Origin of the sequence: Thalassotalea agarivorans, assembly GCF_030295955.1 — a bacterium.
GTDB classification, from domain to species: Bacteria; Pseudomonadota; Gammaproteobacteria; order Enterobacterales; family Alteromonadaceae; genus Thalassotalea_D; species Thalassotalea_D agarivorans.
Genome location: NZ_AP027363.1, coordinates 428,345 through 444,283 on the forward strand (window position 1 = coordinate 428,345; position 15,939 = coordinate 444,283).

At 42.7% G+C, this 15,939-nt stretch carries 14 protein-coding genes and 1 tRNA gene; 12 read left to right on the plus strand and 3 right to left on the minus strand.

Annotated features, from left to right (window positions below):
* The first annotated feature begins 4 nt into the window (after window positions 1-4).
* Together fadA and QUD85_RS02045 are read left to right on the plus strand one after the other, a co-directional pair.
* The gene (gene fadA, locus QUD85_RS02040; RefSeq protein ID WP_093331567.1) at window positions 5-1,168 is read left to right on the plus strand and encodes an acetyl-CoA C-acyltransferase FadA; all 1,164 of its coding nucleotides are present in this window, start codon (window positions 5-7) and stop codon (window positions 1,166-1,168) included.
* A gap of 89 nt (window positions 1,169-1,257) precedes the next feature.
* Window positions 1,258-1,599, plus strand: coding sequence for a hypothetical protein (locus QUD85_RS02045; RefSeq protein WP_093331570.1), 342 nt, complete (start codon window positions 1,258-1,260; stop codon window positions 1,597-1,599).
* An 88-nt stretch (window positions 1,600-1,687) separates the two neighbouring features.
* On the opposite strand, the gene QUD85_RS02050 is transcribed toward QUD85_RS02045, so the two are convergent.
* Both QUD85_RS02050 and priA read right to left on the minus strand, forming a co-directional pair.
* Complete coding sequence (locus tag QUD85_RS02050; protein ID WP_093331572.1) at window positions 1,688-2,275, minus strand: SPOR domain-containing protein; 588 nt, start codon at window positions 2,273-2,275, stop codon at window positions 1,688-1,690.
* 127 nt (window positions 2,276-2,402) lie between these two features.
* On the minus strand, window positions 2,403-4,604 hold the full coding sequence (priA, locus tag QUD85_RS02055; RefSeq protein ID WP_093331575.1) for a primosomal protein N': 2,202 nt from the start codon (window positions 4,602-4,604) through the stop codon (window positions 2,403-2,405).
* Between the two features lie 323 nt (window positions 4,605-4,927).
* Here priA and rpmE point away from each other — a divergent pair, with 323 nt between their 5' ends.
* From rpmE to QUD85_RS02080, 5 genes are all read left to right on the plus strand, one after another.
* Window positions 4,928-5,140, plus strand: coding sequence for a 50S ribosomal protein L31 (gene rpmE / locus QUD85_RS02060; RefSeq protein WP_093331577.1), 213 nt, complete (start codon window positions 4,928-4,930; stop codon window positions 5,138-5,140).
* Window positions 5,141-5,641: 501 nt separating this feature from the next.
* Window positions 5,642-5,718 (plus strand) — tRNA-Trp (locus QUD85_RS02065).
* Window positions 5,719-5,792: 74 nt separating this feature from the next.
* Window positions 5,793-6,173 (plus strand): preprotein translocase subunit SecE, encoded by a 381-nt coding sequence (gene secE, locus QUD85_RS02070; protein WP_093331580.1) that lies wholly within the window; start codon window positions 5,793-5,795, stop codon window positions 6,171-6,173.
* A 6-nt stretch (window positions 6,174-6,179) separates the two neighbouring features.
* The gene (gene nusG / locus QUD85_RS02075; RefSeq protein WP_093331581.1) at window positions 6,180-6,731 is read left to right on the plus strand and encodes a transcription termination/antitermination protein NusG; all 552 of its coding nucleotides are present in this window, start codon (window positions 6,180-6,182) and stop codon (window positions 6,729-6,731) included.
* 126 nt (window positions 6,732-6,857) lie between these two features.
* Window positions 6,858-8,195 carry an IS4 family transposase gene (locus QUD85_RS02080; protein ID WP_093332494.1) on the plus strand — a complete coding sequence of 446 codons (1,338 nt, stop codon included), beginning with the start codon at window positions 6,858-6,860 and terminating at the stop codon, window positions 8,193-8,195.
* 87 nt (window positions 8,196-8,282) lie between these two features.
* Here QUD85_RS02080 and QUD85_RS02085 read toward each other — a convergent pair whose 3' ends face one another.
* The gene (locus tag QUD85_RS02085; RefSeq protein WP_093332413.1) at window positions 8,283-8,789 is read right to left on the minus strand and encodes a lactoylglutathione lyase family protein; all 507 of its coding nucleotides are present in this window, start codon (window positions 8,787-8,789) and stop codon (window positions 8,283-8,285) included.
* A 440-nt stretch (window positions 8,790-9,229) separates the two neighbouring features.
* Here QUD85_RS02085 and rplK point away from each other — a divergent pair, with 440 nt between their 5' ends.
* The 5 genes from rplK (at window position 9,230) to rpoB (ending at window position 15,881) form a co-directional block, all read left to right on the plus strand.
* Window positions 9,230-9,658 carry a 50S ribosomal protein L11 gene (gene rplK / locus QUD85_RS02090; protein WP_093332412.1) on the plus strand — a complete coding sequence of 143 codons (429 nt, stop codon included), beginning with the start codon at window positions 9,230-9,232 and terminating at the stop codon, window positions 9,656-9,658.
* A gap of 3 nt (window positions 9,659-9,661) precedes the next feature.
* Window positions 9,662-10,357: a 50S ribosomal protein L1 gene (gene rplA, locus QUD85_RS02095; RefSeq protein WP_093332411.1), complete on the plus strand. Its 696-nt coding sequence runs from the start codon at window positions 9,662-9,664 to the stop codon at window positions 10,355-10,357.
* Window positions 10,358-10,625: 268 nt separating this feature from the next.
* Entirely contained in the window at window positions 10,626-11,120 is a 495-nt protein-coding gene (gene rplJ / locus QUD85_RS02100) for a 50S ribosomal protein L10 (protein ID WP_093332410.1), read from the plus strand.
* A 75-nt stretch (window positions 11,121-11,195) separates the two neighbouring features.
* Window positions 11,196-11,567: a 50S ribosomal protein L7/L12 gene (gene rplL, locus QUD85_RS02105; RefSeq protein WP_093332405.1), complete on the plus strand. Its 372-nt coding sequence runs from the start codon at window positions 11,196-11,198 to the stop codon at window positions 11,565-11,567.
* Window positions 11,568-11,852: 285 nt separating this feature from the next.
* Complete coding sequence (gene rpoB, locus QUD85_RS02110) at window positions 11,853-15,881, plus strand: DNA-directed RNA polymerase subunit beta (protein WP_093332402.1); 4,029 nt, start codon at window positions 11,853-11,855, stop codon at window positions 15,879-15,881.
* Window positions 15,882-15,939 lie beyond the last annotated feature (58 nt).

Genomic DNA, 15,939 nt, shown 5'->3' on the forward strand with positions numbered 1-15,939 from the left:
AATCATGAAAGAAGTAGTAATTGTCGATTGCGTACGCACGCCGATGGGACGCTCTAAAGCTGGTGTTTTTAGAAATGTTCGTGCTGAGCAACTTTCTGCTCATCTAATGACGGCTTTGCTTGAGCGTAATCCAAATCTAGACCCTAACGAGATAGAAGATATTATCTGGGGTAACGTAAAGCAAACCAAAGAACAAGGTTTTAACATCGCTCGTAATGCGCAGTTGTTAACCGATATTCCAAAACATGTAGGTGCGGTAACAGTAAACCGTTTATGTGGTTCATCAATGCAGGCGCTTCATGACGCAGCTACAAGCATCATGGCTGATCAAGGCGATGTATTTTTAATTGGCGGTGTGGAGCACATGGGTCACGTACCTATGATGTACGATGTTGATTTTGATCCAGCACTTAGCAAATATATTGCTCGAGCATCAGGTTCTATGGGCTTAACAGCCGAGCTTTTAGGTAAGCAACATCAAATCAGCCGTGAAATGCAAGACGCTTTTGGTGCTCGTTCGCATCAAAAAGCACACGAAGCTACATTAGCAGGCCGTTGGAAGAATGAAATTGTACCGGCGCTTGGTCATGATGCTAATGGTATTCTTACCATGGTAGAGAGCGATGAAGTTATTCGCCCAGAAACTACGATTGATACGCTGTCTGGTTTACGTCCAGTGTTTGATCCTGCTAACGGTACAGTGACAGCAGGTACATCATCTGCGCTTTCAGATGGTGCGTCAGCTATGTTGGTGATGTCAGCTGACAAGGCAAAAGCACTTGGTTTAACTCCTCGCGTTAGAATTCGTGGTATGGGTGTTGCCGGTTGCGATCCAGCAACCATGGGTTTTGGTCCAGTACCTTCAACTAAAAAAGCATTGAAACGCGCTGGCTTGTCGCTTGAAGATATCGAATTGTTCGAATTCAACGAAGCCTTTGCTGCACAAGCGTTAAGCTGTGTAAGAGCGCTAGGTTTAGAAGACAAAATGGACGATCGCATTAACTTAAACGGTGGTGCAATTGCATTAGGTCACCCGCTAGGTTGCTCAGGTGCACGTATATCAACAACCCTGATTAATCTGATGGAAGGACAAGACGTTAACCTTGGTTTAGCGACCATGTGTATCGGATTAGGTCAAGGTATAGCGACAGTGTTCGAGCGCGTATAAAGTTGCGCTTAGCTAAAGAACCATAAATAATAAGGCCAGTATCTACTGGCCTTTTTTATGGTTAAAAAGCAGTTATCAAGGAAATTACTATGCAGATGCCTAACTACGAAGAATACAACAGGGAAGAAATCGAACAAACGTTAAAGTATATCGATAAGGATAGTTATCCTGAGCGGGCAGAGAAGCTAGCAGAAGAGTTACAAAAGCGTATAGAGCAAGAAGCGCTGGAGGAAGCAGAAGCAACGCGTATACAACAAGAGCAAGCGCAGATGGCTCCAAGCCATCAAGTTAAATCGAAAAAAGGGATATGGTTATTGCTCGTATTATTGGTTGTGATTGTTGCTGGTATTTTCGTGATGATGAGTCAACCGGCACCAACAGAATCACCAAGTGCACCTGACACTGAAACGCAGCAACCAACACAAGATTAACTGCCTTTCGCTAATTTTTTCCTTTGCGCGGTAAAGAGGTTTACTGCGCGTTCATGGAATATGCTTGAACAAGGTGCTACTTTGCCAATTATCGCCACAACCAAATTTGGCAATGGTTTACATTATTGCTTTTAAGTTTGTGCTTATCTTTTTCAGCTAAACGCTTACGCTCGTAAGGACCTAAGTAAACTTTAAACCACTTGCCGTTGCTGCCGTTTGATTCACTTACCATAGCTTCTAATCCAACAAACGCGATTTGAGCGCGCAATCGCTCGGCGTCACTTTGTCGCTTAAAAGAGCCACATTGCATTTTATACGGGCCTTTTTCTGGTACTTCATATTCACCGGCTTCAACTTCTTTGTTCTTCAAATCGTCGACATAAGACCACTCTTCTTTGGGTGGTTCTGGTAACTCAACACCATTTTTAGTCTCAACAGTAGCGACCGTTTCTACTGGTTTTTCTTCGGGTTTACTCACTGTTTTCGTAGGCTCTATTTTTGCTAATTGCATCAAGCCATAGACAAAGGCAGGAATAATAACAAGCATGGCAACCGTAGCGATTTTGGCTTTTAGCGGCATAGCAGGGCTCGCTTTTTTCTTAGTTTGCTTGCGCTGATAAGGGTTGTTCTTTTTATTAGGCTTGCGAGAGCGAGAAACGTAATCTTGATGCGCCATGAGGAAATACCGAAATCTAAACGTGAAAAATATGCTTTATTGTTATATTGCCATTGTAACTAGGGTCGAATTTTAAAATCAATACATCGACCATAAATATCATTATGCAATAAGAAATCGCTACTGTTTACCAAGTTAAATCTATCGGGTCTACATCGAGTGTCCATCGCACCCTGCTAGTTAAACTATGTTGCTGTGCCACCTGCAACAAAGACGATAATGCTCGGTGCAATGTATTTCGCTGTTTGGCCTGAATTAATAGATGGAATCGATATTTACCTGCTTTCTTTTCTGCGGGCGCAGGCATGGGACCGGCTACCTGACAAGAAGCTATGGGTGTATCTGCTAAAGCGGTTAAAAATTGTTTTGGTAAAGTGTCATTGTTAGCCTCCGCGCGAAACAAGGCTTGGAAGCTCGCAGGCGGTAAGCCAGCAAGTTTTCTATCTGTTAGTGCTTGCCGGGCAAAATGGCCGTAGCCATTTAATACCAGATCTTGTAGCAATGGATGCTGTGGATACTGACTTTGAATTAACACATGTCCAGGTTTACTTGCTCGCCCTGCACGACCAGATACTTGCGTAACAAGCTGCGCCATATGCTCGCCCGCGCGAAAATCATAGCTAAACAATGCACCATCTATGTCCAACACTACCACCAAGGTTACATTGGCAAAATGATGCCCTTTAGCTAACATCTGAGTACCAACTAAAATGTGATGCTTGCCCTGGTGTATGTCATTAAAAAGGGTTTGCATGCTACCTTTTTTGCGCGTGCTGTCTCTATCTATTCTGACAATACTGGCTTGTTCAAACTTTTGATTAAGTAACTCTTCTAACTGCTCAGTGCCTTGACCCAAAGGGTGGATGTGCGTTGACCCACATTCGGGACATTGCACAGGCACTCTTTTTTGACTGCCACAGTGATGACAAATTAAACGTGCTGGATGCTGATGCAAGGTATAAGGTTTATTGCAACGTTTGCAGTCTGCTAGCCAAAAACATTCTTGGCAATTGATCGCTGGGGCATAGCCACGACGATTCAAAAACACCATGACTTGCTCTTGTTTGTTTAAGGTCGCCGCAATTGCGTCGAGTACAGGTTTTGATAGCCCTTGCTCCAATCTGTGCGTACTGGCGTCAATAATGTCGATCTTAGCGACACTGGCGTTGCCGGCGCGTTTGGTTAATGTTAAGTGAGTAAATTTTCCTAATTGCGCGTTGGCGATTGATTCCAAGGCGGGGGTTGCACTACCTAATACGATGGGAATATTGAGTCCTCGCGCTCGCAGTACGGCAAGGTCACGCGCTTGATAGCGAAAGGTGTCTTGTTGTTTAAATGAATTGTCATGCTCTTCATCAACAATAATTAAACCCAGCGATTTGAAGCTCGAAAACAAGGCTGAACGCGTGCCTATAAGTAAAGCTGCATGCCCTGTTTTAGCCATTTGCCACGCTTCATATCGCTCTTTATCATTTAAGCCAGAATGGTGGATAGCGATTGGGACGTTAAATCGTTGTTCAAAACGAGATAATGTTTGTGGCGTTAAACCAATCTCTGGTACTAAGACTAACACTTGCTGATTGCGTTTTAATGTTTCTTCAATCGCTTGCAAGTACACTTCAGTTTTACCGCTACCCGTAATACCTTCAAGTAAAAAGCTTTGAAACGAATCAGCCGCATGATTAATCGCTGAAACGGCTAGTGCCTGTTCGGTGTTTAGCTGATGTTTTGCTTCTTCATTAATACAATTTTGTTGCCAGTGAAAAGGAGAAATTTGCTGCGCTTTGCTCAATATTAGCTGTTTTTCTTCAAGTCCGTTGAGTTGCGCTTTGGTGTATCCAAGGGTTCTTAGTTCTGCCCATGTAAGGCCAGGCTTTTGCGCGATAGCTTGAAACAACGCTTTTTGTTTTTTAGCGCTTTTTAGCGCAGTTTCAACGACGTCAGGGTTAACATCTTGGCAGTGCCAAACCATCACAGGTTCGGGCTTTGGTTTGTCTATTTGGCGCAATACAGCGGGCAAGGCAATATTAAGCACTTCGCCTATCGGGTGATGATAATAGTTGGCCGCTTGCGCTAAAAACGCCATATGCTGAGGTGAAAAAGTCGCCTCTGCTGACAATACGCTAATAACGGGCTTTACCTTTTCGGCATCATAGGCACAAGATTCAGCGACGGATAGAACAAAACCAATGAGTTGTCGGCTGGTAAATTGCACTAAAACTCGTGCACCAATATCCGGCGCATCTTTAAGAGACGCAACTGACAATTTGTAGGTGTAACTTTGTCGCATGGGCACTGGCAGTGCCACTTCGAGAAACAGATCCGTCATGTGGTTATTCTTGTTTTATCGATAAAGCTATTTTGACCAACTAGTAAAAGAGGTACAAGAAAAAAGATAGAAAGATGCAAGATTGAAAGAAATAAAGAGCCGCGGGCTGCATGCTGCGGGTTGCGTGAAAACCACTCCACGTCCCTTGTCCCCAGCAGCATCGCTGCGCGTCCCTCGTCCCGAATAGCTAGAAACTAAAAAAACTCTTGCGCAAAACACGTTGTTCATATATTATTCGCGCCCAATTAATTTTGTAACATTCGTATGGTGCTTAGCGGTAAAGACTGACTAAGTGGCGATGCGGCCTAATATAGAGGTTTCCCATGAAAGACGGTATTCATCCTAACTACGTAGACATCAAGGCAACATGTTCTTGTGGTAACGTTATTAACACACGCTCAACACTTGGCAAAGACATCCACTTAGATGTTTGTTCTGAGTGTCACCCATTCTACACTGGTAAGCAAAAAGCTGCTGAGACTGGTGGTCGTGTTGATAAGTTCAACAAACGTTTTGCTGTTCTTGGTAAAAAATAAGCCAGAATTCCAAATAAAAAAAGCGCCTTTAGGCGCTTTTTTTATATCCATGGACGGATGGTATCCTTGAGTTGTCTGGAACATTCTCAAGGGCATGCCCAGGGAAGGGCGGTATTAATATACCCAAATCATCAAGTACCTTTGTGTTCAGTAAACTTTCTATTTATTCATTGTCCGGAACATTCCAAACACAAACGCTACCCTAGAAGCACGAAGCACGAAGCACGAAGCACGAAGCACGAAGCACGAAGCACGAAGCACGAAGCACGAAGCACGAAAATATCCTTTTCGTTTTGGCTAAATGCTTGTTGTTTACGAAAAGATACGAAACGACAACAGATAATCGTAAATATCGCTTGAGTATCAACCTTGACTCAGTATAATAGCGGGCTCACTTCTAGAGTATCTCTTAACTTTCCCAAAAAAACTAAGAAATCACTCGACAAGTGTAACTTGAAAACGGCGTATTGAGGCTACATATAGTCAATACGTCGAAGAATTAGGGGTATAGTTCCAATTGGTAGAACAGCGGTCTCCAAAACCGACGGTTGGGAGTTCGAATCTCTCTACCCCTGCCAAATTCCAGCGAAAGCTGACAATAAGTGACAATGATGTTACTTATTTAAAATGAAAGTAGTTTACAGGTAGAAATATGAACGCAAGTACAGAAAACCAAACAGGTGGTTCTCTAGACACAGTAAAATGGTTACTCGTGTTAATCATTTTAGCTGGTGCCGTTGTTGGCAATTACATGTTTGGTGAAGAATCAGTATTAGTGCGCGCTATCGCAGTTGTAGCGGCTGTTATCGTTGCTGGTTTAATTGCTATGACCACTGAAAAAGGTAAAGCAGGCGTTGCTTTTGCTAAAGAATCACGTACAGAAGTTCGCAAAGTAGTTTGGCCAACGCGTCAAGAAGCAATTCAAACGACTGGTATCGTTTTAGTTGCTACAGTAATCATGGCTCTTATTTTATGGGGTCTAGACTCAGTGCTATTCTGGGTTGTTGGTTTCATCACTGGCTTACAGGTGTAATTAAAGATGACTGAAGAAAATAAACCAAAGTTAAGATGGTATGTTGTACAGGCTTTTTCTGGCTATGAAGCGCGTGTACAAAAAACATTGCTTGAGCATATCGAAATTCACGGTTTACAAGATAAATTCGGTCAGATCTTAGTACCTACTGAAGAAGTAGTTGAGATGCGTGCTGGCCAAAAACGCAAGAGCGCGCGTAAATTCTTCCCAGGCTATGTTCTAGTTGAAATGGCGATGGACGAAGAAGCATGGCACTTAGTTAAAAGTGTACCACGTGTATTAGGTTTTATTGGTGGTACAAGTGATCGCCCAATGCCAATTACACAGAAAGAAGCTGACCGTATTCTTCAACGCCTTGAAGATTCTACGGACAAGCCAAAGCCAAAAACAATGTTCGAAGTGGGCGAAGTGGTTCGCGTTATCGATGGTCCATTTGCAGACTTCAATGGTGTGGTTGAAGAGCTTGATTATGAAAAATCACGCATTAAGGTATCAGTCCTTATCTTTGGTCGTTCAACACCAGTAGATTTAGAATTCTCACAAGTTGAGAAAAGCTAATTCAATACTTAATTGAATAAAAAAGCCCGCAATAGCGCAATGCTGATCTATTAAGAATGTGATCAGTTGACCGATCCAAATGATCGTGCAAAATCCGTAGTCAGTTTTCTGATTACGGATTTTTTTATGCCTGCCTTCACCCAGTTTCACGATTTTATCGAAGAATCCCCAGTAGATATTGCCAAGTTAACCACCTTTTGTGAGCACATTCCTGACGATTGGGTTTATCAAGCGACAGGGTTGTCAGCCAAAGCTACAATCCGAAGACGGCGTTTGCCCAGTGATATGGTGCTTTGGTTGGTAGTTGGTATGGCATTTTTTAGAAACGAACCGATTGCTGAAGTAGCAAGGCGTATGAACATATGTGCTGAAGGCTTAGCTGATGAAAAACTTTTAGCTAAAAGTGCATTAACCGAAGCGAGAAAACGTCTTGGCTCTGAATCGATGGCATGGCTATTTAGGCAATGCAGCAACCAATGGGGATTAGAGCGTTACCCAGGTGACACTTGGCACGGCCTTCAGGTTTTTGCTGTTGATGGGGCTTTATTTCGCACAAATGATACGCCTGAATTACGTGAGCATTTCGGCTCTGGAAATACGAGCACAAATCGGCAAACGCCATTTCCTATGTTAAGGCTCGTGACGCTAATGAATGTTCGCTCTCATGTGATTGTTGATGGCGATATAAGCCCTTATCGAAAAGGTGAAATTCCTCTCGCAAAGGGGTTCATGGATAAGTTGCCAGATAACTCAGTTACCCTACTAGACAAAGGTTTCTATAGCGCAGAGCTACTTCTGGGTATAAACAAACTGGGAGACAACAGTCATTGGCTTATTCCCGCAAGAAAAGGTTTAAAGTACACGCTGCTCGACAAGCAAGAAAGTAATGACCAATTGGTCGAGATGAAGGTCTCCCCTCAGGCAAGAAAGAAGAATCCTGACTTACCGGAAACTTGGAAAGTTAGGGCTGTAACGTATGAAGTTGCTGGCAAAGTAAAAACGGTATTCACATCATTACCTCGTGATAAATACAACGCTCAAGATGTTGCCGAGTTATACCATGAGCGTTGGGAAATTGAGCTAGGTTACCGAGACATCAAATCATCAATGCAACACAATGCGATCACCCTTAGAAGCAAAACAGTTGATCTTGTATATCAAGAGTTATGGGGACTTGTGCTGGGTTACAACCTTGTTCGAAGAGAAGCTAGTCAAGCGGCCGTTTCTCATCAAAGAGCTCCTAACGAAATTAGTTTCAAATATGCTTGCCAGTTCATCGCCAGTCAATTGAAAGTGATGGCAAAAGCGCTATCACCTGGTAATACACCAAAACGATTAGCTCAGCTTCGAGGTGACTTGACCATGCTCTTCAAAGAAAACCGCCCTAGGCCATCAAGACCTAGGGCGGTAAAGATATCAAAGACCCGTTATCCAATTAATCGCAATGCTGCTCCACTAAAGTGAACAGCATTGCGCAATAGCGGGCTTTTTTATTGATATAAGATTACACCCTTTAGCTACATGCAGCTTATAGCACGCAGCATACAGCTTCTAATTATATGCACCACTTGAATAGGTTAATTCATAACTGTGGCTATAAATTTCTAGAATATTGCCAAACGGGTCTTCCATATAAATCATGCGATAGGGTTTTTCACCAGGGTAATAGTATCTGGGTTCCTTCATTCGTTTTTTACCGCCAGCGGCAACGATTTTTTCAGCCAAACCTTCTACATCTGGGTCTTGTACGCAAAAATGAAATACGCCGGTTTTCCAATATTCGAAGTTATCTTCAGGGTTTTCCTGATTATGAAATTGAAAAAGCTCTACACCAATACGATCGCCTGTCGACATATGGGCAATTTTGAATCGTTTCCAACCACTGCCAAATACGTCTGTACACATGACGCCTATTGGGGAGTCATCTTCGACAATTTCGGTTGGAGTCATGATCAAGTACCAGCCTAAAACTTCGGTATAGAATTTAACGGCTGCTTCTACATCGGGAACTGAAATGCCAATATGTGAAAAGGTTCTTGGGTATACAGAATTGCTCATTATTGCCTCTATGTTTTGTTTGCTTAACAGCAGTATAGGCACTATTTGGAAAGTTGCTTCACGGCTTTGCGATTGTATTTAAGAACTAAGAACTAAGAACTAAGAACTAAGAGCTAGGAGCTAAGAACTAAGTGCTGCGCGCTTCGAGCTACGTGCAGTGTGTTGATATGAATTCCATGCCCCATGCCCCATTAGCGAAGCGAACATGCCCTTTTCTCGCATGAGATCCCGTATCAAGGTACGGGATGACGGAATCTTATACGCCTTTTGCCCCTCAAAACGACTATTTCCAAAAAATGCTTGATATTCAGACGTTGATTAATTTATAATCCACCGCCGCTTTTTATTGGGTGCTTATTTTAGCATCAAATTGGCGGCGTATTTTTAACCGGGGAGCTGTATTGTTTCAGCGTTATCACCCATATAAAAGGTATTAAACAATGGCTAAAAAAGTCCAAGCTTTAATCAAGCTTCAAGTTGCTGCTGGTGCAGCTAACCCGTCACCACCAGTTGGTCCAGCTCTTGGTCAACACGGTGTGAACATCATGGAATTCTGTAAAGCGTTCAACGCAAAAACAGATTCTCTAGAGAAAGGTGCTCCAGTACCTGTAATCATCACAGTTTATAACGACCGTTCTTTCACGTTCGAAACTAAAACTCCACCTGCGTCTTTCCTTCTTAAGAAAGCTGCTGGTATCAAGAGTGGTTCTGGTCGTCCAAACACTGAGAAGGTTGGTACTGTTACACGTGCACAACTTGAAGAAATCGTTAAGACTAAAGAACCAGACTTAACGGCAGCAGATATGGATGCTGCAGTACGTACAATCGCGGGCAGCGCTCGTTCAATGGGTTTAGTGGTAGAGGGTTAATCAATGGCTAAATTATCAAAACGCGCTCGTCTTATCCGTGAAAAAGTAGACGTATTAAAAGAATACGATATCGAAGAAGCAATCGCACTTCTTAAAGAGTTTGCTACTGCAAACTTCCGTGAGAGTGTAGACGTTGCGATCAACTTAGGTATCGACGCTCGTAAATCAGACCAAAACGTTCGTGGTGCAACTGTACTACCTAACGGTACTGGCCGTGAAGTTCGCGTTGCTGTATTCACTCAAGGTGAAAACGCAGACAAAGCGAAAGAAGCTGGTGCAGACATCGTTGGTATGGACGACTTAGCTGAGCAAGTTAAGAAAGGTGAAATGGACTTTGACGTAGTAATCGCTACTCCAGATGCTATGCGTGTAGTTGGTCAATTAGGTCAAATCTTAGGTCCACGTGGCCTTATGCCTAACCCGAAAGTTGGCACAGTAACTCCAGACGTAGTAACTGCTGTTAACAACGCTAAAGCGGGTCAAATTCGTTACCGTAACGATAAGAACGGTATCATCCATACTACTATCGGTAAGGCTGATTTCGAAGAAGCACAATTAAAAGAAAACCTTGAAGCATTATTAGACGCGCTTAAGAAAGCTAAGCCGGCTCAAGCTAAAGGTCAGTACATCAAGAAAGTATCAGTATCTACAACAATGGGTGCTGGTGTTGCTGTAAACCAAGCGAGCTTGGCGTACTAATTCTTTTTTAAGACGCTTTACAGGGGCGAAATTCTAAACTATAATTTTGCCCCTTAAATTTTGGTAGGAGCTGCAAGTTTTACTTGTTCAGCGCCCGTCAAAGACCGTAGGAGCCGAGACTTTTAGGAGTTAACGCTTAATAAAACAATCCTACGTAGATGGTGATTACCCAGATATTTCCTAAATACTGGTTTCGCCGTTCAGTTCCAAGGGTGACCTTGGGAAATGTTAATACCGGATTTATCCGGTGAACCAGGAGTTAAAGCCAATGGCTATCAATCTTGATGACAAAAAAGCAATTGTTGCTGAAGTTCAAGAAGCTGCTGCTGGCGCTCAATCAGCTGTAATCGCAGACTCTCGCGGTGTTACAGTAGATGCAATTACTGCTTTACGTGCTACAGCACGTGAAAACGGTGTGTGGATGAAAGTTGTTCGTAACACATTAGCACGTCGCGCAGTTCAAGGTACTGACTTTGAATGTCTAACTGACAACTTAGTAGGTCCTTCATTAATTGCATTCTCAACTGACCACCCAGGTGCTGCTGCACGTATTTTTAACGATTTCGCGAAAGAAAATGACGCGTTTGAATTAAAAGCAGCTGCATACGAAGGTGAAGTTGTAGACGTATCGGTACTTGCTAAGTTACCAACATACGACGAAGCAATCGCACGTTTGATGAGCGCTATGAAAGAAGCATCTGCAGGCAAGCTTGTTCGCACTATTGCTGCAGTTCGCGATCAGAAAGAGCAAGAAGCTGCTTAATATTAGCAAGCAAGCTTTTTGGTTTAATAGTTATTTACACAGCCTATAGGCTGTATTTGAAACAGGAAATTGAAAATGTCTATTTCTAAAGACGATATCCTAAACGCTATTGCTGACATGTCAGTAATGGAAGTTGTAGAATTAGTAGAAGCAATGGAAGAGAAGTTCGGCGTATCTGCTGCAGCTGCTGTTGCTGTTGCTGGTGGTGCTGATGCAGGCGCTGGTGCTGCTGAACAAACTGAGTTCGACGTAATCTTAACTGGTTTCGGCGACAAGAAAGTTGGTGTTATCAAAGCAGTACGTGGTGCAACTGGTCTTGGCCTTAAAGAAGCTAAAGAGCTTGTTGAAGGTGCACCTAAAGCTCTTAAAGAAGGCGTTGACAAAGCAGAAGCTGAAGCTCTTAAAGAAGAGCTTGAAGCAGCTGGCGCTACAGTTGAGCTTAAGTAATCTGTTAATCTACAGATTCGCCTGAAAAGGCAATGGCTGGTGATTTAAACGTCACCGGCCTTTTTGCGCTAAAGAAAGTTGTTTTTTTAGCGCAAAGCCTTAACTATTAAGGTGTTGGTAAGAAAACTTGAATTTTATTCAACTAACTTACTGATAAAAAATAGTAAATCTGTTTGGTATTTGTACTAAAACAGTGCATTATTTGATGTTTAGACGTAAACGTCATTGCAAGAAAACTTGTCTTGATAAGACATTTTGGCCATAACCATCAAGCTGAGGAACCCCATGGTTTACTCTTATTCAGAGAAGAAACGAATCAGAAAAGACTTCGGTAAAAGCACACAGGTAATGGATTATCCATTCCTTTTGTCTATTCAACTCGAATCTTTCCGCAAGTTTATTGATATCGATGCGACTGGTGAAATCGGTTTAGAAGCCGCATTCCGCTCGATTTTCCCTATCAAAGCCTATTCAGGCAATTCAGAGTTACAATATGTAAGCTACCGTTTAGGTGAGCCATTATTTGATGTTAAAGAATGTCAAATCCGTGGTGTTACATACTCTGCGCCATTACGCGTTAAGTTGCGTTTGGTTGTTTATGATAAAGACGCACCAGCAGGTACAGTTAAAGATATCAAAGAACAAGAAGTGTACATGGGTGAAATTCCCCTGATGACAGACAACGGTACGTTTGTTATCAATGGTACAGAGCGTGTTATTGTTTCACAATTGCACCGTTCTCCTGGCGTATTTTTTGACCACGATAAAGGTAAGACACACTCTTCAGGTAAGGTGCTTTATAATGCACGTGTTATTCCTTACCGTGGTTCTTGGTTAGACTTTGAGTTTGACCCTAAAGATAACTTATTTGTACGTATCGACCGTCGTCGTAAACTTCCCGCGTCAATTATCCTGCGCGCGTTAGATTTCTCGACAGAAGAGATCTTAGCTACTTTCTACGACACAACTGATTTCACTATAAAAGGTGACAAGCTAATTATGGAGCTTGTGCCTGAGCGTTTACGTGGTGAAACAGCGACGTTTGATATTAAAATGCCTAATGGTGATGTATTAGTTGAGCAAGGTCGTCGTATTACTGCTCGTCATATCCGCACCTTAAGTAAAGAGAAAGTTACTGAATTAGAAGTACCAGCAGAATACATTGTTGGTAAAGCACTTTCTAAAGCATATGTTGACGAATCAACAGGTGAAGTAATTGCAGAAGCAAATGCTGAACTTACGCTAGAAATGTTGGCTGAACTTTCTCAAGCAGGTCATAAAGTAATTTCTACTTTATATATGAACGAATTTGATGTTGGTTCATATATGTCAGATACATTACGTATCGACTCTACAACTAACCGTTTAGAAGCGTTAGTTGAAATCTACCGCATGATGCGTCCTGGTGAGCCACCAACAAAAGATGCAGCAGAAGCATTATTTGCTAACTTGTTCTTCTCACTAGAACGTTATGACTTATCTAACGTTGGTCGTATGAAGTTCAACCGTCGTGTTGGCCGTAAAGAGTCAACGGGCGAAGGCGTATTGTCTAACGACGATATCCTTGCGGTAATGAAAACATTAATTGCGATTCGCGATGGTAAAGGTGAAGTGGACGATATCGATCACTTAGGTAACCGTCGTATTCGTAGCGTTGGTGAAATGGCTGAAAACCAATTCCGTGTAGGTCTTGTGCGTGTAGAACGTGCGGTACGTGAGCGCTTAAGCTTAGGTGACCTAGACGCAGTAATGCCACAAGACTTAATTAACGCTAAGCCTATCTCGGCTGCGGTTAAAGAGTTCTTTGGTTCTTCTCAGCTTTCACAATTTATGGATCAAAACAACCCGCTTTCAGAAGTTACGCATAAGCGTCGTATTTCTGCATTAGGCCCGGGTGGTTTAACACGTGAACGTGCAGGCTTCGAAGTACGTGACGTACACGCAACTCACTATGGTCGTGTTTGTCCAATCGAAACGCCAGAAGGTCCAAACATCGGTTTGATCAACTCATTATCATGTTACGCTCGTACAAACGACTACGGTTTCTTAGAAACGCCGTATCGTAAAATTGTAGATGGTGTTGTAACAGACGAAGTTGAATATTTATCAGCGATTGAAGAGGGCGGTTATGTAATCGCTCAGGCTAACGTTGATATTGACGCAAAAGGTAAGATTTCAAACGAATTAGTACCTTGTCGTCACAAAGGTGAAACAACATTGATGTCTGCTGAAGCAGTTCAGTACATGGATGTTTCTCCACAACAAATCGTATCTGTAGCTGCATCACTTATCCCATTCCTAGAGCACGATGATGCCAACCGTGCATTGATGGGTTCAAACATGCAACGTCAAGCGGTTCCTACGTTAAAAGTAGACAAGCCACTTGTTGGTACTGGCATGGAGAAAATCGTAGCGGTTGACTCTGGTGTTACTGCAGTTGCTAAGCGCGGTGGTGTTATCGATTACGTTGATGCATCTCGTATTGTTGTTAAAGTAAATGAAGATGAAATGGTTGCTGGTGAAGCAGGTATTGATATCTACAACTTAACTAAATACACGCGTTCTAACCAAAACACATGTATTAACCAACGTCCTACTGTAAACGTTGGTGAGCCAGTTGTACGCGGTGACGTTTTAGCTGACGGCCCTTCAACTGACTTAGGTGAATTGGCACTTGGTCAAAACATGCGTATCGCATTCATGCCTTGGAATGGTTACAACTTCGAGGATTCGATGTTGGTTTCTGAGCGTGTAGCGCAAGAAGACCGTTTCACAACAATTCACATTCAAGAATTAAGCTGTGTAGCTCGTGATACCAAGCTAGGTGCAGAAGAAATCACTTCTGATATTCCTAACGTTGGTGAATCTGCGCTTTCAAAACTTGATGAATCAGGTGTTGTATACATCGGTGCTGAAGTTAAGGGCGGCGACATCTTAGTAGGTAAAGTAACGCCTAAAGGTGAAACGCAATTAACACCAGAAGAAAAGCTTTTACGTGCAATCTTCGGTGAAAAAGCGGCAGACGTTAAAGACAGCTCACTACGTGTACCTAACTCAGTGTCAGGTACTATCATCGACGTTCAAATCTTCACACGCGATGGCGTTGAAAAAGATAAGCGTGCATTAGAAATTGAAGAAATGCAGCTTAGCGAAGTGAAGAAAGACTTAGGTGATGAGTTCAGCATTTTAGAAGACGGCATTTATGCACGTACTAAGAAGTTACTTCTTGCATCAGGCATGAAAGAGTCAGATATCTCTGCATTGCCACGTGAGAAGTGGTTAGTTCAAAACTTGTCTGACGAAGGTCAGCAGTCTGAACTAGAGCAAATCGCTGAGCAGTTAGACAATATCAAAGCTGACTTCGATAAGAAGTTTGAAGCTAAGCGTCGTAAAATCACTCAAGGTGATGATTTATCACCAGGCGTACTTAAGATTGTTAAGGTTTACCTTGCAGTTAAACGTCGCATTCAACCGGGTGATAAAATGGCCGGTCGTCACGGTAACAAGGGTGTTATCTCTAATGTTGTACCTGTGGAAGACATGCCTTACGACGAGAACGGTGTACCAGTAGACATCGTACTTAACCCACTAGGTGTACCATCGCGTATGAACATCGGTCAGATCCTTGAAACTCACTTGGGTATGGCTGCACGCGGTATTGGTGAGAAAATCAATCGTATGATGCAAGAACAACGCGAAATTGCAAAACTTCGTGAGTTCTTGAAAGACGTATACGACCTAGGTAACTCTCGCCAAGACGTAGATATTGCCAACTTTACGGACGATGAAATTGTTCGTTTAGCTAACAACCTACGTGCTGGTTTACCTATCGCGACACCTGTATTTGACGGTGCTAGCGAAAAAGAAATCAAAGAGCTATTCAAGTTAGCGGACATGCCTGAGAGCGGTCAATTTACGTTAACTGATGGCCGTACTGGTCGTACATTTGAACGTCCAGTAACTGTTGGCTACATGTACATGTTGAAACTAAATCACTTAGTTGACGACAAGATGCATGCTCGTTCAACAGGTTCGTACAGCCTTGTTACGCAACAACCACTTGGTGGTAAAGCGCAATTTGGTGGTCAGCGTTTCGGTGAGATGGAAGTATGGGCACTTGAAGCATACGGTGCTGCTTACACGCTACAAGAAATGCTTACTGTTAAGTCAGATGACGTTAACGGTCGTACTAAGATGTACAAGAACCTTGTTGATGGCGACCATCGTATGGAGCCAGGTATTCCTGAGTCATTCAACGTATTACTTAAAGAGATTCGTTCTTTAGGTATTAACATTGAGTTAGACGAAGAGTAATACAAACGAGAATAGCTGACGTTCAATTAGAGTCAGTACACGAGAGGGGAAATTTTCC

Excerpts from the sequence above, each read along its gene's own strand:
- fadA (WP_093331567.1), top strand. The coding sequence starts at position 5 with ATGAAAGAAGTAGTAATTGTCGATTGCGTACGCACGCCGATGGGACGC.
- QUD85_RS02045 (WP_093331570.1), top strand. The coding sequence starts at position 1,258 with ATGCAGATGCCTAACTACGAAGAATACAACAGGGAAGAAATCGAACAA.
- QUD85_RS02050 (WP_093331572.1), bottom strand. The coding sequence starts at position 2,275 with ATGGCGCATCAAGATTACGTTTCTCGCTCTCGCAAGCCTAATAAAAAG.
- priA (WP_093331575.1), bottom strand. The coding sequence starts at position 4,604 with ATGACGGATCTGTTTCTCGAAGTGGCACTGCCAGTGCCCATGCGACAA.
- rpmE (WP_093331577.1), top strand. The coding sequence starts at position 4,928 with ATGAAAGACGGTATTCATCCTAACTACGTAGACATCAAGGCAACATGT.
- secE (WP_093331580.1), top strand. The coding sequence starts at position 5,793 with ATGAACGCAAGTACAGAAAACCAAACAGGTGGTTCTCTAGACACAGTA.
- nusG (WP_093331581.1), top strand. The coding sequence starts at position 6,180 with ATGACTGAAGAAAATAAACCAAAGTTAAGATGGTATGTTGTACAGGCT.
- QUD85_RS02080 (WP_093332494.1), top strand. The coding sequence starts at position 6,858 with ATGCCTGCCTTCACCCAGTTTCACGATTTTATCGAAGAATCCCCAGTA.
- QUD85_RS02085 (WP_093332413.1), bottom strand. The coding sequence starts at position 8,789 with ATGAGCAATTCTGTATACCCAAGAACCTTTTCACATATTGGCATTTCA.
- rplK (WP_093332412.1), top strand. The coding sequence starts at position 9,230 with ATGGCTAAAAAAGTCCAAGCTTTAATCAAGCTTCAAGTTGCTGCTGGT.
- rplA (WP_093332411.1), top strand. The coding sequence starts at position 9,662 with ATGGCTAAATTATCAAAACGCGCTCGTCTTATCCGTGAAAAAGTAGAC.
- rplJ (WP_093332410.1), top strand. The coding sequence starts at position 10,626 with ATGGCTATCAATCTTGATGACAAAAAAGCAATTGTTGCTGAAGTTCAA.
- rplL (WP_093332405.1), top strand. The coding sequence starts at position 11,196 with ATGTCTATTTCTAAAGACGATATCCTAAACGCTATTGCTGACATGTCA.
- rpoB (WP_093332402.1), top strand. The coding sequence starts at position 11,853 with ATGGTTTACTCTTATTCAGAGAAGAAACGAATCAGAAAAGACTTCGGT.